Below are 24,505 nucleotides of genomic sequence, written 5' to 3'. Positions count from 1 at the left end.
CGCTTCGTTCAGTGCGGCGGTGCTCGTGGCCCGATTCGGCTGTCGGAGTGTGTATTGGTGGCGGTGGTCGCGGTGTCAGGCGGCTGGAGTTCGTAGTGGCCGGGATTCGCGGCTTGGTCAGGGTTGGTGGGCTTGCCTGGATGCCATTGGGCGATGAAGCCTTGTTGGTGGATCTTGTCGTTGTGGCAGTTGTGGCAGACGGTCAGGAGGTTCTCATAGTCAGTGGTTCCGCCGTGCTGCCAGTGGTCGATGTGGTGGTGCTGGCAGCGTTCGGGCCCGATGCCGCAGCCGACACAGCCCTTGTCCCGAAGCGCCAGCGCGAGGCGTTGGAGGTCGGTAGCGGTGCGGCGGCTGCGTCCCATGCGCAGATTGCCGGTAGCGGCTTCGAAGACAGCCGGTAGCACCTCAGCATCGACGGCGACGCCGGCGATTTCGTCGATCGGGATCGGCGTACCGTCAGCGAGACGCCCGTTGGTGAGCTGGTGGTTGACCAGGTCGTAGTCGGCGATCACGATCAGCGATGTCCCCGCAGAACGCTTCGCGTCGGGTGCGAGGATGAGTTGGCAGATCGCGTCCGCTGCACGTTGTGGCGGTGTGCGGCGCGCATCGGGGTTCTCGTCGCTGAACAGGCGCCGCTCCGCAGCAGCGACCGCGCTGCCGAGCCGGGCACCGGTGACCGGGTCGACCTCGAGATGCAGCACCGTCATACCGTCGCTGCCTCTGGTCGCGATCGTGCCAGAGCGCGCCTGGCGCTGCCGCTCCAGCACCGACACGCCGTCGTCCTCGCTGACGTCGGCCACATGGCGCGCCACAGTGCGGCGGAACTCGTCAAAGCCCTCATGGGCCGCCCGCTGGACCAGATACCGCTCGTCGACCGGAGCGTCGCCGGCAGCGCGGGCGATTATCTGCGCGTGCCCCACCGGCACCGAACCCGCAGCAAGCCCATCCCGAGTCGCGCCCAGACCGCCGAGCCGCACCGCGTCGCGCACATCGCTACGAGCCTTACGGCCCGACACTGACATCTCGTTAGTTGCCGCATGCGCAGCCGCACCGTCGCCGCTGCGACGCGCTATCTCGCCCAGCGTGTCAGCCTTCATCGCCGCCAGCCGCGATTCCGCCCGCGCGATCTCACCCAATCGAGCCCGCAACCCCGCCCCGCACAGCATCGACACGTCAGTCGCATCGACACGCACCCCACCCGACGCGAAGACGCCAGTCGCTCCATCGGCCGGAGCGGTGTTCGTGGCTTGAGCGCTGCCGAAAGCCGATTCGCTACCGCTTGCCATAGAACAACCGTACGAAGGGGGTGTGACAGTCATGATGTTGGGGCCAGCAGTTCGGGCCTGGGTCGGCCTCAGGGCGTCACGGGTTTGGCGCCTGCCTGCTGAGCTGTGGGCCTGGTACCCGGACCACTGGCGCCCACCGTCCGATCGCGCGGCCTTTCCCAACGCAGGCTCACGGGGCGACTGAGCGTTCCGCCGATGTTTCCAGGTGGCCAGCGAGGGCGTTGATCTGAGCGTCGATGCTGCTGGGACTGCCTGACAGATCGATCGCGATCGCGTGGAGTTTCGTGCCTACGTGCTGAACCGTGATCGTTGACTCAACCAGAGGCGTAACGCTGCCATCGTGGTTCGAAGCCTCGCCTGTACCACTGGAGGCTCGATCCGAGCCAACGGGACCGTCAGGCTCACTGGACTCGTCTCGATTGACATCGGTGCAGTAGATAAGAGTGCCTTCTTTCAGCTTGAGCGCCGTGGCATACGCCAGCAGTTGGTAGTAGTCAGACGCGCGGCCGTAGGCCCCGTCGGGATCAGTGCGCTTGTCTCGAGCGGCGAGCTTGTACTTGATATCGGCGACGCCAACCACCCGGCCACCCTGCCGAAGGAGTAGATCGGGCCTAACACTTACATGCTTTTGCCTGTTCTCGATGACCTCGCTCTCTCCAAATGCCGACGTCGCTTGCTCTCGTACATCGAACAGGCTGCCGAGTTTGCGCTGCAATCTCGTAGTGATGAAGTTCTCGAAGAGTCGATTCATGTCCAGCATGAATGCAGACGCCGACGTATCACCGTGGCGATCCTGCAGGGTGAAGTTGGACAGTATCAACCGCGCAAGGCCTAGAGCTGGCCGATAGTGCTCGTTTAGGCGGGTGTATTGCATCCAGTGGAGGCGATTCAGCGCCGTCGAAACTGCCGGTTCTCCCACGCTGTCCAGTGCAGCCAGCAGCCGATGGAGCCGTCGCTGGTCGTCGCCGGGAACACCCTGCACCTGGAGGCTTCGCCGTGCGGCGACCCGCAGGCATCGATTCTCGTCCACATCGGGGGTGAATTCCTCCCACGAACAAGCGATGGGAACAAGCACCCCTCCTCGCCGGAATTGTCGTGCAAAGTCGATGCGGCCGCGCAACGCGAGCAGATCGCCCTCATCGCGCCGATAGTGGTGAAACAGACCGCGTGCCAAGGCGGTCTCCGCTGTTCGCGCAAAGAACGACACCAGTGCCGGCAAGAGCTCGTAAGTACTCGCATAGTCGGTCGCTTCCTGCCGCCACGCGGCGCGAGGCAGGCCGACCTCAAGCAGCGCAAACAGGTTCTCGGGCTTGATCTTCGGTCGCACGATGACTGATAAGCCCGCCGCGATGAACGAACCGACGAAGTTCCTGGGCGTGACGATCCACCTCCCCGTCTGCTCACCAAAATCAAGCTGCAGCCAATTGCGGCCAGTGCGGCCTCGCGCTTTGGCCAGTGCGTTGGCTTGAGCCTGGGTGAGATCAAGGGACTCAGGTTCCGACTCAGTGAGCAAGAGCGGTGGGAGACCGTCGTCATCTCTCGCCGCGGCAGCCGTCGACGATCTCATCAGGGTGTCGACGACGGGCACCTACCCGGCATCCTGGCTCACGTTGCCATCACCATCATCAAGGATCTGCCCGACCTCTTCGCTCAACTCATCCGGTGACTCCCCTACGGCATCCGGCGAAGCCGCACTTGGGCCGTGCTGATCCCAGATCTTGTCGAACTGAAAGGAAGCGATCACTTCCTGACGGCCGAAGAACTGATCCTCGATCAGCGGCTCGATGTTGTACTTCCAGATGCGCTCCAACTCCCTCTTGCCCAGTCCGCTCTTCATGAAGTGGCTCGGGCCAATCAGCATGTAATCACCGCCGAGATCGCCACGGAGCCTCTCGTTGACCCTGTTCAGGAGATCGGCTACCCAAATCTGCTCGGGTTCATTCGCCTCACACCAACGTCGCAGGAGACCAGCCGTAGGTTCACGATCTGGGAAGAATGGCATGCAGTGGAATCGCCGGCGCATCGCGGCGTCGATGAGTGCGATGGAACGGTCAGCGGTATTCATCGTGCCAATGAACAACAGATTCTCCGGCAGCGAGAATTTCTTGTTGGGCCGATACTGCGTGTGGATCTCGTCTTCGCGATATTCAAGCAAGTAGAGCAACTCGCCTAGCACCCGCGGCAAATTCGCACGATTGATTTCGTCGATGACCATGACATGTGTCTCGTCGCGGCGCTCCCGCGCCCTGTCAGCAAATCGCACCAGCGGACCCGGTGTCAGTTCATAGGTCATCTGCCCATCCAGGACCCGAGGCCGAATGCCCTCGAAGAAGTCCTCGTAGGAATACGCTGGATGAAACTGCACCAGCATCGAGGCATCGCTATCGGATGTGAGCGCCCTCGCAAGTTTCCGAGCGAAGTATGTCTTGCCTGTACCCGGAGGACCATACAAGATCACCTGACCCTTGTCTTTGAGGCGCTCGACAACGTCTTCGAGAAAGTCCATCTCGCACAGCAGTTCTGTGGCGGCCTCGGCTAGGGAGTTCTTGAGTCGATCGTCCTCGCCGTCGCGATCGTTCCCTGAGCCCGATGAGTCTGCGTCCCGCTTGGCCAGCCAATAGAGGAACTGCGCCATCCCCCAGCTGTCAACAAAGTCGTCGTCACTGAAGAAGGGATGCAGGAGCTCCCTGAGCAAGTCGTTAGAGCGAACAACCAGATCACCGACGCTGTGGGAGCCCCAACTCTCCGCCAGGAGAAGCTGGGCTTCGTCCATCGATGATGCGTCGAGCAGATCGAGACGACCCAGCAATTCGATCATGTCAAGCTTGCCTGGCCACCTCGGGTTTGCGGAACGGAGCATGAAGTTCGGCAAGAAGCGATTCGGCCAAGTGATCGCCAGCATCCTGGTCGCCATCAACTCACCGAGGCCTCTGACGCTGGCGATCGTCCCGTCGAAGCGCGCGGCGAGCTCGCTAGGGCCATGGCAGAGGGCGTAGATCTGGTCACGCATGGCGGGCCAATCGGCTTCGCTTACGTCACGGAGTGCAGAGTGCATGCCTGCGACCACACCGGCGCCGCCGTAGTCGTACTTAGTGGAATTCCATACAGCTTTGAGCTGGTCACGCTCGTCGTAACTCAAACTCGGCAGTGAGTTGAGCACCCGTTCGAACTCTGCCCGGGCTGCCCGATGGTGTGGAACATCTTCATCGGGGTAGCCCCGGTCTCGAAACTGCTGGACCAAATCCGCAAGCGTTAGCGAGCCCAGGCCGTTGTCACGCCAGTACTGGCACCATGCCTGAATTCGACCGCGTATACGGTCGCGTTGGGTCGCCGAGTCCACCGTGCCCCACATGACGAATGCCTCGTCGATGGCGGCCGGATCCCACACCGCCGGATTTCGGCCGGTTGAACACGCGAATCTGATCCAGTTCGACAGCTTCCTGCGCCTGTCACGGATTGTGCTCGACTGTCGTCCACGATGCTGCAGATAGCTCAAGTACTCCTCGAGCCGCTTCGTCCATAAGGCGAGACCGTCGTGCTGTGCAGTGCTGACGTGACGTACTGTCGACGGCTCGGTCGATGCCCAACGGCACCACACACGAAGATGAGATGCGTAGTCGCGACGCGTGCTGACCGCCAAACCATCCTGTTGCTCCAGATAGTCCTTGACGGCCGCCTCGTCGAAGGCAGCCGGATCAAGGTGGTGCGCGCCTGCAAAATCGATCCATGCGCGAACGACCCTCTGACGTTGCTTGGCCCCCTCATCAGAGTGCTTCCTGTCGCTCAAGTGAACGATGTACTCGTCCAGTCGCTGATGCCAATACTGCCGATCGTCCATGGCAGCGAACCTACTGCGAGGGTGCGACACGCCGTCAGGTGTAGTGCCTCGCCGGTATCCCCCCGGGGCAAGGCCCCTCGCAGGAACTCAGAGGCCCATCTCGGATGCGGGCCGTCGGGTCCTCTGCGGGGGTGCAACGCAGCGTCGTAGGGTGACGCGCATGTGGATTCGTCTTCGTCAGATTGCCGTGACTACTGCCGACTTGGCCCAGACCTCGGCGGACATCCAGAGTGTCCTCGGCGTCGAGCCGTGCTTCACCGATCCAGGTGTCGGCATCTTCGGCCTCAAGAACGTGCTCTGGCCGATCGGTACCCAGTTTCTCGAGTGCGTCACGCCGATTCAAGACGACACTGCTGCCGGCCGGTATCAGCAGCGGCGCGGAGGGGACACCGGCTACATGGTCATCACCCAGGTCAGCGACGTTGCTGCACGCCGCGCCCATGTCGACGAGCTGGGCATCCGGATCGCGTTCGAAATGAACTTCCCCGATGAGGGCCACGTGGGCATGCAACTGCACCCGGCCGACACCGGCGGCGCATTCTTCGAGATGGACCAGATGACCGGCCCGACCGGCGATGCGATCGGCGGTGCCTGGACGCCCGCCGGCTCCAACTGGGAGCCATACGTCTGCACCGATCGGGTGAGCAGCATCGCCGCCGCCGAGTTGCAGAGCCCCGATCCGCAGCGGCTGGCCGAGCGCTGGAGCCAGATCGCGCAGATCGACCTGGGCACCGACAGCGACGGCCACTCCACGATCCAACTCGACAACGCCACGCTGAGGTTCGTGCAAGAAGAGGACGGCCGCGGCGAAGGCCTCGGCGGCATCGATGTCGCGGCCGTGGATCGTGACGGGGTGCTGGCAGCGGCCCGCACCCGGGACTGCTACGTGAACGACAGCCAGGTGGCGCTGGCCGGCCTGCGGGTCAACCTCGTCGACGCCAGCTGAGCCGACCTCGCCAACTCCAGCTGAGCCAAGCCCGCCGACGCTGGGCTGCGGGTCAATCTCGTCGACGCCGGCTGAGCGGGCTTGCCGGCGCGAGTCGGCCTACCATCGGCATCCGCCGCAGGTTGCCGCTCTGCCTCAAGCGGGAGGGCGCGACCACACAAGGAGGTTCTTGCCGATGAGCGAGATCGTTGACCAGTTCAAGCGCTCCGTCGCGCTCTTCGATTCGGTGGTGGCCAGCGTGCCCGACGACGCCTGGGGCAACGACACCCCGTGCGCCGACTGGAACGCAACCGAACTGCTGCGCCACCAGTGCGGCGTACTCGATGCGCTCGCCGGCATCGCCCGTACCGGCGAGGTGAGCATGCCCCAAATGGCCGACGACGCCGGCGATCCGGCGGCCCAGTGGCAAGCCACCCGCGACGGCGTGCTCGACGCAATAGACGGGGCCGACCTGTCTGCCGAGGACAAGTACTGGTTCGGGCCGATGAGCTTCGAGAACTTCGTGGGCATGGTGCAGTGGGATCCGCTGACCCATGCATGGGACCTGGCCCAGTCCACCGGCAACCCCATCGACCTGCCTGATGACCTGTGCGAAGCCACCCTCGCACGGGTGCAAGCACTGGGCGACATTCCCCGGAAGTGGAGGCTGATCACCGACGCGATCGATGTGCCCGACGATGCACCGATGTCGCACCGCTACCTCGGCTACGTCGGGCGCCAGCCGTGAACGCCGCCGCTGAGAGCGAGGCCGGCCCCGCAGACGCCGGCAGCGAGCGCGCCGAGCCGCAGCGCTGGCAGATCGGCGAGGTCACCATCACGTCGATCTCGGAAACCGCCACGCCCACATCGCCACGGTTCCTCTATGACGGGGTGAGCAAGGGCGGGGTGCTGGCCCGCGCAGAGGCCGCGCCGTGGCTGCGCCCGCATTTCGTCAGCGACGACGGCTACCTGCTGCAGCGCATCCACACCTGCGTGATCTCTGCCGGAGAGCACCGCATAGCGGTGGACACCTGCGTCGGCAACAACAAGCAGCGTTCCAACCCCCTCTGGCATGAGCAGCAGGGCCCGTTCCTCGACGACATGACCGCAGCGGGCTTCCCGCCCGAGGCCATCACTCATGTGGTCTGCACCCACCTGCACGTGGACCACGTGGGCTGGAACACCTGCCTGAGCGCCGACGGCGAATGGGTGCCCACATTCCCCAACGCGGAGTACCTGTTCTGCGCTCCCGAGTACGACTACTGGGCCGACCACGAGGACCTGTTCGGCGATGCGGTGTTCGAGGACTCCGTGGCACCCGTCGCCGCAGCGGATCGCGCCAACATGGTCGAGGCCGTCGACAGCATCTGCTCAGAGGTGTCGTTCCAGTCGACGCCGGGCCACACCCCGGGTCACCTTTCCGTGGTGATCCAAGACGGCGGCAAGCGGGCAATCATCACCGGCGACATGGCGCACACCCCGATGCAGCTCGCCGACCCCGATCTCAGCTCGATGTTCGACACCGACCCCGACGAGGCCCGCCGCACCCGCCACGAGGCCTTCGGCGATTGGGCCGACGGTGAGACGTTGGTGATCGGCACCCACTTCGGGGGACCCACCGCCGGCATCATGGTCCCCCACCAGGGCGCCTACCGCCTCGACTGCGACTGACCCCCTCGGGTCGGTTGTGGCGTCCGCGACGGCAGCGCCACCAACCGGGACCGAATGGCAGGGCCGCGCTAGTGGCCGCCGCGCAGCAGCGTCGCAATGCCGGAGGCCAACCGCTCGCGACGGCCCGTCCGCTGCTCTCGGTGGTCCGCCACACCGAGCAGCGCCCGACTGGCACGCACCCCCAGCCAGCGCAGCGGCTCGGGCTCCCAGCGCCGGGACGTGACTCCCACCCACGGCAGGCTCGTGCGTTCAGTGTCCAGCCCGCAGACCAGTTCGGCCATGGTGCGTCCGGCAAGATTCGACGCTGCGACGCCCTCCCCCACATAACCGCCCAGCACGCCCTCGCCCGTCCGCGGGTCAAAGCGGACACCAGGCAGCCAGTTGCGTGGGATGCCGAGCACCCCGCCCCAGCGGTGAGTGATCCTCGCATCGGCCACCTGCGGCAGCATCTCAGCCAGCACTCGCCAGATCCGCCGGTGCATGCCCATGTGCGCCTCGGTGGACGGAACGATGCGTGAACCGAAGCTGTAGGGCACCCCCGTCGCGCCGAATGCGAGCCGGTTGTCGGCGGTGCGCTGCCCGTAGGTGACCATCCGCCGGTCGTCAGCGAAGCTGGGACGGTCGGCCAAGCCGATGTCCTCGAACAAATCACCGGGCAGCGGCTCGGTTGCGATCATGCGCGAATAGACCGGCAGGACGTCCCGTCGCAGCCCGCGCAGATCCCGGGTGTAGGCCTCAGTAGCGCGCACGATCACCGGGGCCCGGACTTCACAGCGACGACGGCTCATCGGCAGATCACGGGTGCCTTCTGGGGCAACCTGCACTGCTCCGCCGTCGAAGCCGGTGGCACGTGTCTGCTCGTAGATCTCTGCCCCAGCCGCTTCGGCGGCGCAGGCGAGCCCGGTCACGAGCTTGGCTGGATCCACGACGGCGGACGGACCGAGCAACAAGCCGCTGCGCACCTCAGTGGCGTTGAGCTGCTCGCGGGCCTGGTCCGCGTCGAGCAGGCGCATCTCGTCGGGGGTCAGCCCGATCTCGCGGGCCTCAGCAATCTCGGCAACCTGCCGATCTGCTTGGGGATCCGTGCGCGCCACCCGGATCGTGCCGCCCTTGGCGTAGTCGCAGTCGATCCCCTCGGCTGCTGACACGCGCCCGATCTCATCCACTGCGTCGAAGACGGCCCGCACCAAGCGGAGCGACTCGGTGGGACTGGCGCGCCGCGCGTAGTCGTGGAACGAGCCTGCCAGCTCCCCCACAGCCCAGCCGCCGTTGCGTCCCGATGCCCCGAAGCCACAGTAATGCCGCTCCAGGACTGCCACCCGCAGCGACGGTTCGAGCCGACGCAGGTAGTAGGCAGTCCACAGTCCGCTGAAGCCGCCACCCACGATGACGACATCGACATCCAGATCGCCCTCGACCGCAGGCCGCGGCGAAACAGGCGGCTCCAGCCGGTCGATCCACAGCGGTGTGGTCGATGCCGTTTCCAGCGACCAGGGATCCCCCTCGAGCGCGGCAGCCATACCGCGGAAACTACCGCTGCGATCAGTCCCGCCGGGGCGGAAGTAATGTCTCAGCCGGCGACTGAGTGCAGCAGGCGCCGCGGGGGTGCTGCGATGCGTGAGATCGAAGCCGTCTCAGTCGGCGAGCGTTCGGGCCTTCGCTACGCCCGAATCCTCCCGGAGTGGGCTCCCGAACTGGAGGCCCTGGAATTGGCCTCCCACCCCACGGCCGATCGCAATGATCTCTATGACGCCCAAGGCTTCGAACAACTGGCGCACGACTTCCCTGAGGGCTGTTTCGCAGGATTCGACGGCGACGAGCTGGTGGCCATGGGGGTCGGCATTCGCTGCGATTTCGACATGGCGAACCCGATTCACACCATCGCCGACCTCGTCCCCGAAGACCACAGCGGCAGCGGCCATGTCTCTGACGGCCGCTGGTACTACGGCACCAGCATTGCCACCCGGCTCTCCCACCGCCGCCGCGGCATCGGTGCCGAGCTCTACGTGCTGCGCAAGCAGGTCTGCATCGACCTGGGGCTGGACGGGATCGTGGCGGGCGGTGTCATTCCGGGATACGCCGAGCACAAAGACGACATGACGGCTGATGAGTACATCGCCGAAGTCCGCGAAGGCCGGCTGTACGACCGGACGCTGAGCTTTCAGATCGAGAACGGGTTCGAGGCAGTGTGCGGCCTGCCGAACTACATCGCCGATCCGGCCACGGACAGCTGGGCGGCGCTGATCGTGTGGCGTAACCCCGAGCTGCGCGGCCCCTCGGAAGACCGCTCGTGAGTGGCAGCGCCGAATCCGCGGCGGGCGGCGGGGGCCTGATCGCCGGCTCCGATGCCGAAACCCTCGGTGACCAGGCATTCCGCTCGGAGGACCTGCACGGTCGCAAGCCCGAGATGACCTACGGCGGCGCGCTGTCGTTCCTGCGGCGCCGCTACACCCGCGACATCGCCGATGCCGACATCGTCGTGTCGGGCATCCCGTTCGACATGGCGACGTCGAACCGGCCCGGCGCACGTCTCGGCCCACGCGCCATCCGGGCGGCGTCGACGGGTCTTGCCGAGCTCGACGCCTACCCCTTCGGCTTCGACCCGTTCGCCTACCTCGCCGTGGTCGACTACGGCGACTGCTTCATCGACTACGGCCATCCCACCGACGCTGTCGAGCGAATCGAAGCTCACTGCGCCGAGATCCTCGCCCACGATGCCCAGATGGTGACCTTCGGCGGCGACCACTTCGTCACCTACCCGATCCTGCGTGCTCACGCGGCCAAGCACGGCCCGCTGGCGCTCATCCACTTCGACGCACACCCCGACACCTGGCCCGACGACGAGGGTCGCCTGGACCACGGCTCGATGTTCCTGCGAGCGCTGCAGGAGGGGATCATCGACCCGTCAGCGTCTGTCCAGATCGGCATCCGCACCCACAACGACGACGACTACGGATTCACGGTGCTGGGCGCGCCATGGGTGCATCGCAACGGGCCCGCGGCAGTGCTCGAGGTCGTGCGTGAGCAGGTCGCGGACCGGCGGGCGTACGTGACTTTCGACATCGACTGCCTCGACCCTGCCTTCGCACCCGGCACGGGCACCCCGGTTGCAGGCGGGCTGACCACGGCACAAGCACTGGAGATCGTGCGCGGCCTCGCGCCCTTCGACATCGTCGGCATGGACGTGGTGGAGGTTGCGCCGGCCTACGACGTCTCTGAGATCACGGCGTTGGCGGCCGCCACCCTCGCCCACGAATTCATCTGCACGCAGGCCGTGCGGGCTGGCGCGCCGGCCAGCCCCCTCGGGCTCACATGAACGGCGACGGCGCGGTGGCCGGGCCGACAGCCGAACGCGATGGCGGAGTGGCGCACGGGCCGGGCGCTGAGGACCGCACAGGCGTGCCGGCCGTGGAGATGCACGGCATCTCGAAACGCTTCGGCAATGTGGTGGCCGTCGATGAGGTCGATTTGAAGATCGGCGACGGCGAGTTCTTCGCCCTGCTGGGGCCGTCTGGCTGCGGCAAGACAACCACGCTGCGCATGATCGCCGGCCTGGACATCCCGAGCGAGGGAAGGTTGGCGATCTTCGGCGAGGAAGTTGCCTCGTGGCCGCCGGACCGCCGCCCGGTCAACACCGTCTTCCAGGCCTATGCGCTGTTCCCCCATATGACCGTCGCCCAGAACATCGCATTCGGCCTGCAGATGCGTGGCATCCGGGGCGCTGAGGCCGACCGGCAGGTTGCCGAGGCAACAGCGCTGGTGCGCCTGGAAGGCATGGAGCAGCGCAGGCCCTCGCAGCTCTCGGGCGGCCAGCAGCAGCGTGTCGCCCTGGCCCGAGCGCTCGTGAACCATCCCAAGGTGCTGCTGCTGGACGAGCCCCTGGGTGCGCTCGACCTGAAGCTGCGCCAGGAGATGCAGACCGAGCTCAAGGCGCTCCAGCGCGAGGTCGGCATCACCTTCATCTTCGTGACGCACGACCAGGAGGAGGCCTTGGCCATGAGCGACCGGGTGGGCGTCATGTCCGAAGGACGCCTCCTGCAGGTCGGGACTCCGGCGCAGGTGTACGAGCATCCCGCCAACCGCTTCGTGGCCGACTTCATCGGGCGGACGAACCTGCTCGAAGGCGTCGTCGAAGGTCGTACAGCGCTGCGATTGGATGCAGGGACCGTCGTCACTGTCGAGACCGACCTGGCCGCGGGAACTCCGGCGGCCCTCAGCGTGCGGCCCGAGCAGGTGCGGCTGCACGGCCGAGGCGAGACACCCCATGGGGCGCCGTGCCTCGAGGGCGTGATCGGTGACGCCACCTACCTCGGTCACGCATTCGTGTACACAGTGTCGATCGGCGGGCCAGGCGACGGAGCGACCACCATCACCGTGCGCGCCGAGACCGGTTCCGCCGCACTGGCAGTAGGCGAACCCGTCTCGGTCAGCTGGTCGCCTGCGACGACGACAGTGGTCGCGGACTGATGCCGTCGCGGCGTCGCGCCAAACCTGAGGCGACGCAGCAGACCGCTGCCCGACCCAACGAGCCGGCGTCGGCGACGCCGAACGAACTCGACGCGCAACGCAGGGCCCGGCGCACCGGCACGCTCATCGCCACGCCCGGCGCGCTGTACCTGCTCATCTTCTTCATGGTCCCACTGGGGCTCATCACCGTGTACTCGTTCGCTACCCGCACGTCGACGGGCCGCACGTCGCTGAGCGGGTGGAACCTCGACTCCTACGAGCGCATCGCCGACGACGTCATCCTGGGCATCATCGCCCGCTCGGCGTGGCTGGCCTTCCTCACCACGGTGCTGTGCCTCGTCGTGGCGTACCCCTTCGCCTACTACCTGGCCACCCGTCCGCCCCGCCTGCGCGCCCGGCTGCTTGTGCTGGTGATGATCCCGTTCTGGACCAACGGGCTCGTGCGAGTGTTCGCCATCCGCTTCCTGCTCGGCTCGAACGGCCCCGCCTCTGCCCTCAGCGAAGCCATGGGCTTCGGCACGTTCCGCATCCTGTTCACCCCCACCGCCGTGGTGCTGGGCATGGTGTACGGCTTTCTGACCTTCATGGTGCTGCCGCTGTACGTCGCGCTCGAGCGCATGGACTGGCGCCTGGTGGAGGCCGCCCGCGATCTGTACGCCAGCGGAGCGAAAGCCTTCTGGAAGGTCACGGTGCCGCTCACCCGGTCGGGCATCGTGGCGGGCTGCGTGCTGGTGTTCGTACCCAGCTTCGGCTCCTACGTGGTGCCGGAGATCCTGGGCGGGGCCAAGACGCTGCTCATCGGCTCGTACGTGGCACGCCAGTTCCAGGCGGCGCGCAACTGGCCGCTCGGTGCCGCGCTGAGCGTGCTCATCATCGTGGCGATGCTCGTTGCGGTGGCCGTCAACCAGCGCAATTCAGCAAATGCCGAACGTACCGGGGCTGCGGCCCCATGAGCAACCTCGGCACCGCTGGCTCCAAGCGCTCGACCCGGCGCCTGCTGAAAGCGAACGCCTGGTTCGTGTTCGCCTTCCTGTACGTGCCGATCATCGTGCTGGTGATCTTCTCGTTCAACGACTCGGAGCGCGTCAATGTCTGGCAAGGCCTGTCGCCGCGCTGGTACGCCGAAGCGCTGGGCAACACACAGATCGTCAGCGCTCTGCGGGTATCGCTCATCGTCGCGATCAGCTCGACCATCGTCTCGACCGTGCTCGGTACCGCTGTGGCGCTGGCGCTCGACCGCTACCGCTTCAAGGGCCGGCGGGCCCTCGACGGCACGGTGTATCTGCCCATCGTCATTCCCGACATCACGATGGCCGTCATGCTGCTGGTGTTCTTCGCTGAAGCCTTCAAGCTCATCGACACGTTCGGTCCGCGGCTCACGCTGGGTGTCACGACAGTCGCCCTCAGCCACATCGCGTTCAACATCTCGTTCGTTGCGGTGGTGGTGCGCGCCCGGCTCGACCAATTCGACCGCACCCTCGAGGAGGCGGCGCGTGATCTGTACGCGACGCCATGGCGTACGTTCAGGAGGGTGACGCTGCCGCTGATTGCGCCAGGCATTGCCGCGGGCGCGCTGCTGGCGCTGACGCTGTCGCTCGACGACGTTGTCATCTCGGCGTTCACGGCAGGACCAGGAGCAACGACGTTGCCTGTGTATGTGTTCAGCTCCATCCGTCAAGGCGTCACGCCAGAGCTGAACGCCATCTCCACGCTGATGCTGGCCGCCTCGATCACGCTCGTCGTGGCCTCGCTGGCTCTGCAGCGACCCCGCACCAGCCCGCCATGAGACGAGCCATCCATGACAGCGGCACGCATTCACAACACATGACACAGGGGCGCTCCGCCAGAGCGTCCACAAGGGAGGAAAACATGACCGGCACATCGAACACGAGACGGCGACTGCGACGAAGTCGTTGGCTGGCATTGCTCGCCGCCACGGCACTTCTTGTGGCTGCCTGCGGCGATGGGGACGACGGCGCAGATGCCGATGACACAGCGACCGCCGCTGCGACAACCGCCGCGGCTGACGACGCGGCTGAAGTCGAAGCAGCTGACGACGACGGCTGCGAACCCGGCGAAACCGATGGCGACTTGGCCTTCTACAACTGGGCCGACTACATCGATGAGGAACTGCTGCTCGCCTTCGAGGAGCAAACCGGCATCAGCGTCGACTACTCGGTGTACGAGTCCAACGAGCAAATGCTCACCCAAGTGGAATCAGGTGCAGCCATCTACGACCTAGTAGTGCCGTCGGACTACATGGTGGCGCTGATGATCTCTGAGGATCTGCTGCGCCCGCTCGATTACGACGCACTTCCCAACTTCGCCAACATCGACGATGCCTGGGACAACCCCCCGTTCGATCCCGAGCACCGCTTCCACGTTGCGTATCAGTGGGGCACCACCGGCATCGGCATGACCTATGACGTACTGGACGCGCTCGGCGGCGAGTCGTCATGGGCAGTCATCTTCGACGCCGACACTGCGGCCCAAGTGCCCGGCGGTATCTCGATGCTCGACGATGCTCCCGAGGCAGTATCTGCTGCGCTCAAGTACCTGGGCTACAGCATCACTGAGACCATTGAGTCGGGCAACGAGGAGGCCATCCGCGAGGCCGGTGCGTTGCTCAAAGCCACGAATGATCGGCTGCTGAAGTACGACTCGGTGACCTACGGCGACGACCTCGTCAATGGCGAGGTCGACGTGGCACACGGCTGGAGCGGCGGCTTCGCCCAGGCATTCTTCGAGACCGATGCCTACGAGACCCACGTGTACACGATTCCCGTCGAGGGCGGCGTCCGCTGGGTGGACACCATGGCCATCCCGCACAACGCCGACAACGTGTGCTCGGCACACGCCATGATCAACTTCCTGCTGGACGCAGAGAATGGCGCTGCGCTCACCAACTACACGTACTACGGCAGCCCGAATGAGGCCGCCACGCCGTACATCCTCGACGAGATCCTGGAAGACCCGGGCATCTACCCGCCACCGGATGTCTACGAGCGGCTGGAGTTGATCCCCCAGATGGGCGACTTGGGCCTGATCGTGCAGGACATGCTGACCGAGGCCAAGAGCTGAGACGTTGACCCGTTGGGTGGGCGTGCCTCAGTTGCGGGGCACGTCCACCCAGGGCACGTCCTTGTCCACCCGCGGCTCGCCTGGCAGGCCGAGCACCTGCTCGCCCAAGATGTTCCGCATGATCTCCGATGTGCCACCCTCGATGGAGTTGGCGCGCACCCGCAGGAAGCCGTGCTGGACACCGCCGTCGGAACCGTCCACGGACAGATCGCCGGGGCGGCGGAAGGTGTAGTCGTAGCCGACGAGCCCGTCAGCACCCATCATGTCCACAGCGCAGGTCATGAGCGCCTGGTTGAGCTCGGCGAACGCCAGCTTGGCGATCGACATCTCCGGCCCGGGATTGCCCATGCGCCGGTTGGCTCCCGCCCGCATGTTCGTGAGTCGCAGCACCTCGGCGCGGGTCCACAACTGCGTCAGGCGGTCCTTGGTGACATCGTCGCGTTCAGCCTCGTCCCGCTGCTCCCACAGCTTCACCAGCACCGAGATAGGTCCGGTGCCCCGCTTGGGCGGGCCTGCGCCACCTGCTCCGATGGCATTGCGCTCGTTCATGAGGGTTGTCAGCGACACTCGCCAGCCGTCGCCCACGTCGCCGATTCGGTGCGCATCGGGCACGCGAGCGTCGGTCATGTAGACCTCGTTGAACTCGGCCTCGCCGGTGATCTGGCGCAGCGGGCGCACCTCCACGCCCGGGGATTTCATGTCGAGGGCGAAATAGGTGAGCCCCCGATGCTTGGGCACTTCGGGGTTCGTGCGCGTCACCAGCATCCCGAAGTCGCCAAGGTGGGCCAGCGTGTTCCACACTTTCTGGCCGTTCACCACCCACTCGTCGCCGTCGGCAACCGCCTTGGTCGCCAGTCCGGCGAAGTCGCTGCCCGCACCGGGCTCGCTGAAGAGCTGGCACCACAGCTCCTCGCCGGTGAACATCGGCCGCAGAAAACGCTGCTTGACCTCTTCGCTGCCGTGGGTGTGGATGGTCGGCCCGGCCAGGTGCATGAAGAACGTGACCGGCCTCGTGGGCCGGGCACCGGCTGCTCGCAGCCGCTCCTCCACTCGGCGCTGCAGCTTCGGACTGACGCCCAAGCCGCCATGGCCCTCGTCGAAATGCACCCACGCCAAGCCGGCGTCGAACTGGGCGCCGCGAAACTCGGTATAGCTCAGCTGCTGTGGGTCGTGCGAAGCCAGCAGTTCGTCGATGGTTGCGTCAACCCGCGAAGCAGCGGGATCGACGGCCTCATCGGTCGCCGGTGCGTCAAGCGTGTCGGTCATGGCGCCAGTCTGCCAGCAGTGCACAGCGCTCGGCGCTGCGCACCATCGGGCTCAGCGCAGCGCTCGTCGCAGGGCTCGGTCAGTAGCGGCTGCCCGGGAACGAGGGGTCGGTCTTGGCCAGGAACGCTTCTGCGCCGTGGGCCATGTTCTGGGGAATGAGCACCGCTTGATGTCCCATCTCGACGTCAAGCTGATCGGCGAGGTCACGCTGCATCGCCCCGTCGATGGCCGATCGGATCCGCGCCATTGCTGCCGGCGAACTGCGCCGGAGCACATCGACCACCTGGGCCACGGCGTCATCGAGCTCAGCGTCGTCGACCGTCTTCCACACCAAGCCCCATTCGGCAGCCTGATCGGCGGTCACGCGCTCGCCGAGCAGCGACATACCCAGCGCCCGGGCCCGACCGACGCGCATAGGGAGCTGCCACGTGGTGCCTAAATCTGGGACGATGCCCAGGCGAGGCCCAAATGTCGCGACGAAGAAGGCCGAGCGGGCAGCAATGGCGACATCGCATGACAGCGCCAGACCGATGCCACCGCCTGCGGTGACGCCGTTGATGCGGGCGACCGTCGGCACGGGGCACTCGGCTACTGCCCGAATTGCTGGATGGAATGCGTTGTCCATCGAGTCGGTGGTGGCCTCGCCGGCCGCTTCGGCGTCGAACCCTTCGGCGTCTCCGGCAGCGGCGTTGCGCAGATCGGCGCCCGAGCAGAACCCGCGTCCGGCACCCGTCAGCACGGCGGCCCGAACGTTCTCATCGGCCGCCACCATGCCGAAGGCCTCGGTGATGTCGTTCATGAACTCGTCGTTCATCGAGTTCAGCGTCTCGGGTCGGTTGAGCGTGACGGTTGCCACGTCGCCGTCGGTGGCCCGTTCGACGCTGTAGCTCACCGTGCCATTGGATGGCTGCGCAGTCGTGCCCATGTTGATCCCCCTTGCCAGAACGGCCGGACAGCGGCCGCTGCGGGCTACTTGTAGCGGTAGGTGATGCGCCCGCGGCTGAGGTCGTATGCCGAGACTTCCACCTGCACCCGGTCACCGGGAAGAATCCGGATGTGGTGCTTGCGCATCTTGCCGCTCAGATGCCCGAGCACCTCGTGACCGTTGTCGAGCTCGATGCGGAAGTGTCCGCCCTTGAGCGCTTCGACGGTCTTTCCTTCGAGCAAGATGGCGTCGTCTTTGACTTTCGGCACGTGGTATCCCTGATCGGCGGGCAGGAGTGGGACTCCACCCCGGTGGAGTCCGCAAGGCATTCCATGGTAGCCGAGCAGCCTTTGAACCGTCAGCGAGACATCCGTTTGTACCCGTCGGAAGTCGGTTCAAGCGGGTTCAGTGACGCTTGACACCGCCGTACTTCATGCGGGTATCCGACATAGAGGCGAGCCGAACGTCGTCGTTGTTGATGCCGGCCGCCACGAGTTCGCCCATGAAGAGCGTATGGGTGCCCAGGTTCACGCTGTGGCGCACCTCGCAGTCCATCCAGGCAGCCGAATCGACGAACACCGGTGCGCCGGTCGCTGCTTCATACACCGACCAGCCGTTGAGGGCGCCGGAGCCGGTGCCATCGGCGACGGCTTCGTAGGCCGCTGGCTTGGAGAACTTGACGAACGGACGGGTGTTCTCGGCGTCCCACAGGTTCACCGTGAACGAACCCCCGTCAGTGATCAGCCGGTGGGTGACAGCGGTGTTCTCGACGCCGATGCCGATGATCACCGGCTCCATCGAGAGCTGCGTGATCCAGCTGGTCGTCATGGCATTGCGCTCGTCCCCGGCTCTCGACCCCACCAGCGCAAGCGCATTGGGGATCTTCCACGTCACCCGGTTCACCAGCTCGTCGGGCAGGCTCGTCTCGCTCATGGCTGCACCCTAGGCAGACGGGAGTCCCTGCCGGCACCGGTGCACTCAGGGACCGACGCAGGGGGCGCGGCTAGCGTGTTCTTCGCAGCCTCGGGCAGACCAGCCCGAGAGCGCGCAGCGCGTACGCAGCAGGCATGGGGTGAGCGGCATGGCATATGACCTGAAGATCACGGGCGGGACGATCATCGACGGGACGGGAGCGCCCCGCTACGTCGGCGATGTGGGCATCTCCGACGGCAAGGTCGTGGCGCTCGGCGCTGCGCCGGCCGATGCCGCCCAGACCATCGACGCCACAGGCCGCATCGTGTGCCCTGGCTTCGTGGACATCCACACCCACTACGACGCCCAGATCATGTGGGACCGGTTGGTGAGCTGCTCGCCATGGCACGGTGTGACGACCATCGTGATGGGCAACTGCGGCTTCTCGGTGGCGCCCACCCGGCCCGAGCACCGTGACCTCATCATGCGCACGCTCGAGAACGTCGAGGGCATGAGCGTCGATGCACTGCGGGCCGGCCTGGGCGACTGGGGGTTCGAGACGTTCCCCGAGTATCTCGATGCGCTCGAGTCGAACGGTTCTGCGGTCAACATGGCAGCGCTCATCGGCCATACCGCTGCACGCATGTACGTCATGGGCGAAGAGGCCACCGAACGCGAAGGCACTCCCGAAGAGATCGCCGCCCAGCGAGACCTGGTGGCAGAAGCACTGCGGGCCGGCGCGCTCGGATTTGCCACGTCCAAGGCGGCTACCCATGTCGGCTACGAAGGGCGTCCGGTCCCCAGCCGAGCCGCGACCACCGATGAGATCGTCGAGATCGCCCAGGCGCTGGGCGACGCGGGCGGCGTCATGCAGGCCACCGTCGGACGGGGCCTCAGCCACGACGAGTTCGCTCGCATCGCCGAGACCACCGGAGCGCACGTGAGCTGGACCGCTCTGCTGGGCTCGGCCCGCGGCCCGGGCAGTCACCGTGCCGAGCTGGAGCGGGCCCGCGAGATCGCCGACCGGGGCCTGCCGGTGTTCCCCCAGGTTGCGGTGCAGCCGATCCAGTTCGAGATGAGCTGGAAGGCGCCGTTCATCTACGAGGCGCTGCGCTGCTTCACCCCGGTGTCCCAGAGCGATCTCGAAGGCCGGAAGCAGTACTACGCCGACCCGGACTGGCGTGCTGAGTTCAAGGAGAAAGCCGGCACCGGCGGCAAGATCGGCGATCGCTGGGCACGCACCGAAGTCAGCTGGCTGCCCATCCGCCCCGAGCTCGAAGGCCGCAACGTCCAGGAGCTGGCCGACGAGGCAGGCCAGGACCCGGTGGATTGGGTGCTCGACGTGGCGCTCGAAGCCGACTTGGACATGCGCATCGTCCAGGACGTGATCAACCACGATCCCGACGACATCGACGAGCTGCTGCACGACCCGACGACAGTGATCGGGCTGTCCGATGCCGGGGCGCACGCCAGCCAGCTCTGCGACGCCAAGTACTCCACGGAGTTCCTGCAGACGTTCGTGCGCGGTCGGCAGAGCTTCGACCTCGAGACCGCCATTCACATGCTGACCCAGCGGCCGGCCGAGGTGTTCGGCATCACCGACCGGGGAACGCTGGCCGACGGCAAGCCTGCCGACGTCGTGGTGTTCGACGCCGACGAGATCGGCCACATGGGCAAGCGCCGGGTGTACGACTTGCCCGCCGGGGCCGACCGGCTCATCTCCGATGCGAAGGGCATCGACGCGGTGGTCGTGAACGGCACCGTCATCCGCCGGGACGGCGCCGATGCGGTTGATCCGCATGGCCCGCTGCCCGGCAAGCTGCTGCGCAACGGCAAGGGCTGATCGCCGGCTGCTGCAGCCGGCGCACGCGCGGTACTCGTCGCCGGTGTGGTGACCGGCAGAACGCATGGCAGGCTTGCGCCCGTGATCGACCTGCGTTCAGACACTGTCTCCAAGCCGACGCCGGGGATGCGCGCCGCCATGGCTGCAGCCGAAGTCGGCGATGACGTTTGGGGCGACGATCCCACGGTCAACGAACTGGAGCGCTGCACCGCCGAATTGCTCGGCAAGGCCGCTGCGCTGTACGTGCCCAGCGGCACCCAGTCGAACCTGTGCGGGCTGCTGGCGCACTGCGAACGAGGCGACGAGTACATCGTCGGCCATCACGCCCACACCTACATGTACGAGGGCGGCGGAGCAGCGGTGCTGGGCAGCATCCAGCCCCAGCCGGTGCCCACCGACGACACCGGCATGCTCGACCTCGAAGCGGCTGAGGAGGCAGTCAAGCCCGACAACAGCCACTTTGCCCGTACCAAGCTGTTGTGCCTCGAGAACACGATCGACGGCAAAGTGCTGACGTCCCAGCAGCATCAGGCAGCGCGCGACTTTGCAGACCGCCACGGCCTCGGGCTGCACCTCGACGGCGCCCGGCTGTGGAATGCGGCGGTAGCGCTGGGCCTGTCCCCCGCCGAGGCCGCTGCACCGTTCGACACTGTCTCGGTGTGTTTGTCCAAAGGGCTCGGCGCACCCGTGGGCTCAGTGCTGAGCGGGAGCGATGAGCTTGTGGACAAGGCACGACGTTGGCGCAAAGTGCTCGGCGGCGGGATGCGCCAGGCCGGCATCATCGCTGCGGGCGGTCTCTACGCCTTGCAGCATCACATCGACCGGCTGGCCGACGACCATGCCAATGCCGCTCGCCTGGCCGCTGGTCTCGATGCCCTTGAAGGCATCACGGTGACCGGATGCAACACGAACATGGTGTTCTCACAGCTGGACCGGGACGATCCGACGCTCGGCAAGCGTGTCGAGGCCCGTGGCGTTTTGGCCGACTGGCGCTTCGGCCGCTCCCGCATGGTGCTGCATATCGATGTCACCGAAGTCGACGTCGACACAGCACTGCAAGCCATCGCTGCCGAACTAGCGGTATAGGCCGAGGCAAGGCCTCCGCGACGTCTCAGTCGGCGACGAGCTCCCGGTCGGCGACTCGGGGCTCGCAGACGTAGTCGTCGAGATCGGCTTCGGAGGTCATGTCGAAGTAGTCGACGTTGCGCCACGGCGAGTTGACAACGATCCGGCCCGCCTCGTTGCGGTAGTAGCTGGTCATGCCCGGATGGGTCCACACCATGTGCTCATGCGCCTCGTCCACCCGGCCCCGGTAGGCGTCGTGCACCTCCCGGCGCACCTCGACCGAGCCGAGGCCTTCGGCGCACATCTTGGCGATCATGTCCATCACGTAGCGCACCTGCATCTCCACCACGAAGATCAGGCTGCCGCCGTGTCCGGGCTGCAAGTTGGGTCCGTACAGCGTGAAGAAATTGGGAAAGTCCGGGGTGACCGTGCCCAAGTAGGCGCTGGCGTCGTCATCGCCCCACGACTCGCGCAGGCTGCGGCCCGAGCGACCAGTCGCCTCGTAGGTGGTGATGAACCGCAGCACGTCGAAGCCGGTGGCCAGCACCAGCACGTCGGCTTCCCGTTCGGTGCCGTCCGCAGTGCGGATCGTCCGGCTGGAGATCTCGGCGATCGGGTTGTCGACCAGCTCCACGTTGGGGTTGCGCAGCATCCGGTACCAGCCGTTGTCCATCAGCATGCGCTTGCCGAATGGCGGGTAGGTGGGCAGCACCCGGTCTGCCAGCTCGTCGGCCCGGTCGCCCAGTTCGTCGATCACGTACCGGGCGAAGTAGGCGCGGTGGGCGTCGTTCTGCGCGTTGAGGGAGCGCTCAGGGTGCTCCCAGTCGGGGTCCTTCTGCAGGGCCGTGTGGATGCGGTCGTTGAACGTCCAGCCCAAGCGCACCCGGTACCAGGCCCGGTACAGCGGCACCGCCTCGAACAGGGTCCGCATGGCGTCGGGCACCGGCTTGCGGAACTGCTCGAACGGCGCTGCCCAATGGTTGGAGCGCTGGTAAATCGTGAGCGACTCCACGTCGTTCTGGATCTCGGGAGCCGTCTGCATGCAGCTTGCCCCGTTTCCCACGATTGCCACCCGCTTGCCGCTGACATCGGCATCGGCGGGCCAGCGCGATGTGTGCCAGGTCTCGCCGCTCCAGGTCTCCAGACCGTCGATGTTGGGGCGGATCGGCGGGTTGAAGATGCCTGCAGCGCTGATGACGACGTTGGCCTCGATGATCTCCGCGGGTCCGTCGGCGGCCTGGGCATGGCCGTTCGCGCCGGGAGCGGTCGCCGCTCCGTCGTCCCGCCGCCGCAGCCCGGTCTCGTCGGGCGTGGCGCTCAGCCCCAGCCGTCCGGTCTCCCAGCGACCTTCATTGTCAGCCACATGGCGCACTTCGGCCCGCCAGACCTGACGCTCGGCGTCGTAGCTGATGCGCTCCACCGACGTGTTGAAGCGGATGCCGTCGCGCACATCGAAGTCGTCCGCCACCTTCTCGAGGTAGCCGTGCAGCTCGTCGCGCAGGCAGAAGTACATCTTCCAGTCGTGCGGCGCGAACGAGTACGAGTAGAGGTGGTTCGGCGTGTCGACGCCGGCACCCGGGTAGCGGTTCTCCCACCACACGCCGCCCACTGTGCCGTTGCGCTCGACCATCTCGAAGGGCACGCCAGCCTGCTTCAGGTTGATGGCAGCGCACAGCCCCGAGGCGCCGGCGCCGATCACCAGCACCTTGAAGCCGGCGGGGACATCGATGGGGTCGTGATCCAGGAACTTGGCAAGGCCGAGCTGGGCGGCGGTAAAGGCGCCGTACTCGTCGGGCACATGCTCGCCCATCGCGGTGCTGAGCATGCGCACGATCAGTGCGTCATCGGGTTCGGGAATTGCCATCGGGCGGCCATCGCGCCATGCCGCGATGGCTTCCAGCGCTGCGTCGCGCACCTCCTGCTGATGGGAAGGCGCGAGACCACCGGTGTCGTTGTCCCCCAAGCCGGGCTGGCGCTGGGGGCGATACGGCTCGTCCAGCCAGTGCAGCTCGCCGGTCATCTGGACCAGCACCATCAGCAGCGTCGGGATGTTGGCCACGGCAACTGCGGCAGCGAGCGTCTCATCGTCCACGTCGGGCCGGCCGGCGGCCGTCGGCGCACCATAGGAAGACGCACCTGCGCCGTTCGATGCGCTTGCCCCGCTGGATCCACTCGTCTGCGACACCTGAGACATCGCTCCCCCCTCTGCCAACAGGCCAGCGTAGGGCGTCGCAGCCGGTCGAACCCGGTGTGAAGCAGCGGCCAATGCGCGCGGTGAGCTGATCTGGCGACGTCAGTCCTGCAGCGCCAGTTCGCCGCGCAGGTGATGCAGCAGTTCGCCGTGCCCCACGGCGGCCATCCACAGCTCGGAGACCAGCGTGGGACCCTCGCCGGAACCCAGCCCGGCGATGCTCAGCTCCCGCCGCACCGAGGTGACCTCCTTGGCGGTGGGACTCAGCCCCACGTGCTCGCTTTCCAGCTCGATCGCCAAGCCGTCGGCGGTCGTGCGCACCATCCCGAGGCAGATCTCGGTGACGCCTGACGGCTGTGCCAGCGAGAGCTCGATCCGGCCGTCTCCCACCGCCCGCAGGTAGCCGGCCTCCGAGTGCAGCGGCTCACCGGTGACGGCGTTGCGAGTGCGCTGGATCATTGACACGAACGGCTTGCCCACATGGCCGAACGTCAGCTCCTCGGTGTAGGAGAAGTCGTCGATGGTCGGGTACTGGCCCGTGCCGCCGCCCTGCCAGGTTCCCAGCAGCGGGGCGAGGGGCACACAGTTCGGGTGCAGCTCTGCCATTCCCGCAAGCTAGTAGGCGGGCTCTGCGGCCAAACCCGAGCGCAACCTCTAGGGTCTGCCGCCATGAGCGCAGCCTTAGAGGTCGGATTCGGTGTCAGTGAGACACACCGGGTCACCGACGAGATGTCACCGCCGCACCTGCCCAACAAGGTGCTGTCCACCCCTGACATGGTCCGGCTCATCGAGGGCACGTGCCTGTTCGGTGTCCAGCCGCACCTCGACGAGGGCCAGACGACCGTGGGCATCCACATCTGCGTGAGCCACCAGGCCGCAGTGTCCTCGGGCGAGGATGTCGTGGTGTCGGGCGAGATCAGCGAGATCGACCGCCGCCGCCTGGTGTTCGACATCACGGTCACCCACGGCGACACACTGATCTCCGAAGGCACCCACCAGCGGTTCATCGTGGGTGGTTAGCCGCCCAGCACTAGG

General features: G+C 66.3%; 22 protein-coding genes. 12 read left to right on the top strand and 10 right to left on the bottom strand.

The features are described 5' to 3' along the window. Positions 1-8 precede the first annotated feature (8 nt). The 3 genes from ACOGXE_RS15855 to ACOGXE_RS15845 form a co-directional block, all read right to left on the bottom strand. Positions 9-1,286, bottom strand: coding sequence for a DUF222 domain-containing protein (locus ACOGXE_RS15855; RefSeq protein ID WP_419931855.1), 1,278 nt, complete (start codon positions 1,284-1,286; stop codon positions 9-11). A 169-nt stretch (positions 1,287-1,455) separates the two neighbouring features. Further along, a complete protein-coding gene (locus ACOGXE_RS15850; RefSeq protein WP_419931854.1) occupies positions 1,456-2,874 on the bottom strand; it encodes an McrC family protein in 1,419 nt (472 codons plus the stop codon). Next, the gene (locus ACOGXE_RS15845) at positions 2,875-5,124 is read right to left on the bottom strand and encodes an AAA family ATPase (RefSeq protein ID WP_419931853.1); all 2,250 of its coding nucleotides are present in this window, start codon (positions 5,122-5,124) and stop codon (positions 2,875-2,877) included. It abuts the gene before it with no gap. Positions 5,125-5,284: 160 nt separating this feature from the next. Between ACOGXE_RS15845 and ACOGXE_RS15840 the strand changes: the two genes are divergently transcribed. The 3 genes from ACOGXE_RS15840 to ACOGXE_RS15830 all read left to right on the top strand — a co-directional run bounded on the left by ACOGXE_RS15840 (position 5,285) and on the right by ACOGXE_RS15830 (position 7,720). After that, positions 5,285-6,070 carry a hypothetical protein gene (locus tag ACOGXE_RS15840; RefSeq protein WP_419931852.1) on the top strand — a complete coding sequence of 262 codons (786 nt, stop codon included), beginning with the start codon at positions 5,285-5,287 and terminating at the stop codon, positions 6,068-6,070. Positions 6,071-6,245: 175 nt separating this feature from the next. Then, the gene (locus ACOGXE_RS15835; RefSeq protein WP_419864680.1) at positions 6,246-6,797 is read left to right on the top strand and encodes a TIGR03086 family metal-binding protein; all 552 of its coding nucleotides are present in this window, start codon (positions 6,246-6,248) and stop codon (positions 6,795-6,797) included. Beyond that, complete coding sequence (locus tag ACOGXE_RS15830; RefSeq protein WP_419931851.1) at positions 6,794-7,720, top strand: MBL fold metallo-hydrolase; 927 nt, start codon at positions 6,794-6,796, stop codon at positions 7,718-7,720. Before ACOGXE_RS15835 ends, ACOGXE_RS15830 begins: the two co-directional genes overlap by 4 nt. Before the next feature lie 68 nt (positions 7,721-7,788). Here the strand turns inward: ACOGXE_RS15830 and ACOGXE_RS15825 are convergent, their stop codons facing one another. Then, a complete protein-coding gene (locus ACOGXE_RS15825; RefSeq protein WP_419931850.1) occupies positions 7,789-9,240 on the bottom strand; it encodes an NAD(P)/FAD-dependent oxidoreductase in 1,452 nt (483 codons plus the stop codon). Between the two features lie 93 nt (positions 9,241-9,333). Between ACOGXE_RS15825 and ACOGXE_RS15820 the strand changes: the two genes are divergently transcribed. The 6 genes from ACOGXE_RS15820 to ACOGXE_RS15795 all read left to right on the top strand — a co-directional run bounded on the left by ACOGXE_RS15820 (position 9,334) and on the right by ACOGXE_RS15795 (position 15,268). Continuing rightward, a complete protein-coding gene (locus ACOGXE_RS15820) occupies positions 9,334-10,014 on the top strand; it encodes a GNAT family N-acetyltransferase (protein WP_323672852.1) in 681 nt (226 codons plus the stop codon). After that, the gene (gene speB, locus ACOGXE_RS15815) at positions 10,011-11,036 is read left to right on the top strand and encodes an agmatinase (RefSeq protein ID WP_419931849.1); all 1,026 of its coding nucleotides are present in this window, start codon (positions 10,011-10,013) and stop codon (positions 11,034-11,036) included. The genes ACOGXE_RS15820 and speB overlap by 4 nt, the downstream gene beginning before the upstream one ends. Next, a complete protein-coding gene (locus tag ACOGXE_RS15810) occupies positions 11,033-12,187 on the top strand; it encodes an ABC transporter ATP-binding protein (protein WP_419931848.1) in 1,155 nt (384 codons plus the stop codon). Before speB ends, ACOGXE_RS15810 begins: the two co-directional genes overlap by 4 nt. Beyond that, positions 12,187-13,140, top strand: coding sequence for an ABC transporter permease (locus ACOGXE_RS15805; RefSeq protein WP_419931847.1), 954 nt, complete (start codon positions 12,187-12,189; stop codon positions 13,138-13,140). Before ACOGXE_RS15810 ends, ACOGXE_RS15805 begins: the two co-directional genes overlap by 1 nt. Further along, positions 13,137-13,973 (top strand): ABC transporter permease, encoded by an 837-nt coding sequence (locus ACOGXE_RS15800; RefSeq protein WP_419931846.1) that lies wholly within the window; start codon positions 13,137-13,139, stop codon positions 13,971-13,973. The genes ACOGXE_RS15805 and ACOGXE_RS15800 overlap by 4 nt, the downstream gene beginning before the upstream one ends. A gap of 83 nt (positions 13,974-14,056) precedes the next feature. Continuing rightward, positions 14,057-15,268 (top strand): polyamine ABC transporter substrate-binding protein, encoded by a 1,212-nt coding sequence (locus tag ACOGXE_RS15795; RefSeq protein ID WP_419931845.1) that lies wholly within the window; start codon positions 14,057-14,059, stop codon positions 15,266-15,268. 27 nt (positions 15,269-15,295) lie between these two features. Here ACOGXE_RS15795 and ACOGXE_RS15790 read toward each other — a convergent pair whose 3' ends face one another. The 4 genes from ACOGXE_RS15790 to ACOGXE_RS15775 all read right to left on the bottom strand — a co-directional run bounded on the left by ACOGXE_RS15790 (position 15,296) and on the right by ACOGXE_RS15775 (position 18,392). Then, positions 15,296-16,534: an acyl-CoA dehydrogenase family protein gene (locus ACOGXE_RS15790; protein ID WP_419931844.1), complete on the bottom strand. Its 1,239-nt coding sequence runs from the start codon at positions 16,532-16,534 to the stop codon at positions 15,296-15,298. Between the two features lie 79 nt (positions 16,535-16,613). Further along, positions 16,614-17,459, bottom strand: a complete 846-nt coding sequence (locus ACOGXE_RS15785) for an enoyl-CoA hydratase/isomerase family protein (protein WP_419931843.1) — start codon at positions 17,457-17,459, stop codon at positions 16,614-16,616. A gap of 44 nt (positions 17,460-17,503) precedes the next feature. After that, positions 17,504-17,728, bottom strand: coding sequence for a translation initiation factor IF-1 (gene infA / locus ACOGXE_RS15780; protein ID WP_323672860.1), 225 nt, complete (start codon positions 17,726-17,728; stop codon positions 17,504-17,506). A 136-nt stretch (positions 17,729-17,864) separates the two neighbouring features. Continuing rightward, a complete protein-coding gene (locus ACOGXE_RS15775) occupies positions 17,865-18,392 on the bottom strand; it encodes a flavin reductase family protein (protein ID WP_419931842.1) in 528 nt (175 codons plus the stop codon). Between the two features lie 148 nt (positions 18,393-18,540). Between ACOGXE_RS15775 and ACOGXE_RS15770 the strand changes: the two genes are divergently transcribed. Next, entirely contained in the window at positions 18,541-20,214 is a 1,674-nt protein-coding gene (locus ACOGXE_RS15770) for an N-acyl-D-amino-acid deacylase family protein (protein WP_419931841.1), read from the top strand. 81 nt (positions 20,215-20,295) lie between these two features. Beyond that, complete coding sequence (ltaE, locus tag ACOGXE_RS15765) at positions 20,296-21,300, top strand: low-specificity L-threonine aldolase (protein ID WP_419931840.1); 1,005 nt, start codon at positions 20,296-20,298, stop codon at positions 21,298-21,300. A 25-nt stretch (positions 21,301-21,325) separates the two neighbouring features. Here the strand turns inward: ltaE and ACOGXE_RS15760 are convergent, their stop codons facing one another. Further along, on the bottom strand, positions 21,326-23,371 hold the full coding sequence (locus ACOGXE_RS15760; protein WP_419931839.1) for a flavin-containing monooxygenase: 2,046 nt from the start codon (positions 23,369-23,371) through the stop codon (positions 21,326-21,328). A 201-nt stretch (positions 23,372-23,572) separates the two neighbouring features. After that, a complete protein-coding gene (locus ACOGXE_RS15755) occupies positions 23,573-24,076 on the bottom strand; it encodes an FABP family protein (protein ID WP_419931838.1) in 504 nt (167 codons plus the stop codon). A gap of 63 nt (positions 24,077-24,139) precedes the next feature. Here ACOGXE_RS15755 and ACOGXE_RS15750 point away from each other — a divergent pair, with 63 nt between their 5' ends. Then, a complete protein-coding gene (locus ACOGXE_RS15750; RefSeq protein ID WP_419931837.1) occupies positions 24,140-24,490 on the top strand; it encodes a thioesterase family protein in 351 nt (116 codons plus the stop codon). Positions 24,491-24,505: the final 15 nt, after the last annotated feature.

Source organism: Candidatus Poriferisodalis sp. (genome assembly GCF_965208555.1).
In the GTDB taxonomy this organism is placed as follows: domain Bacteria; phylum Actinomycetota; class Acidimicrobiia; order Acidimicrobiales; family Poriferisodalaceae; genus Poriferisodalis.
Note: the sequence above shows the minus strand (reverse complement) of the source record. Positions and strands in the feature narration are given on the sequence as shown.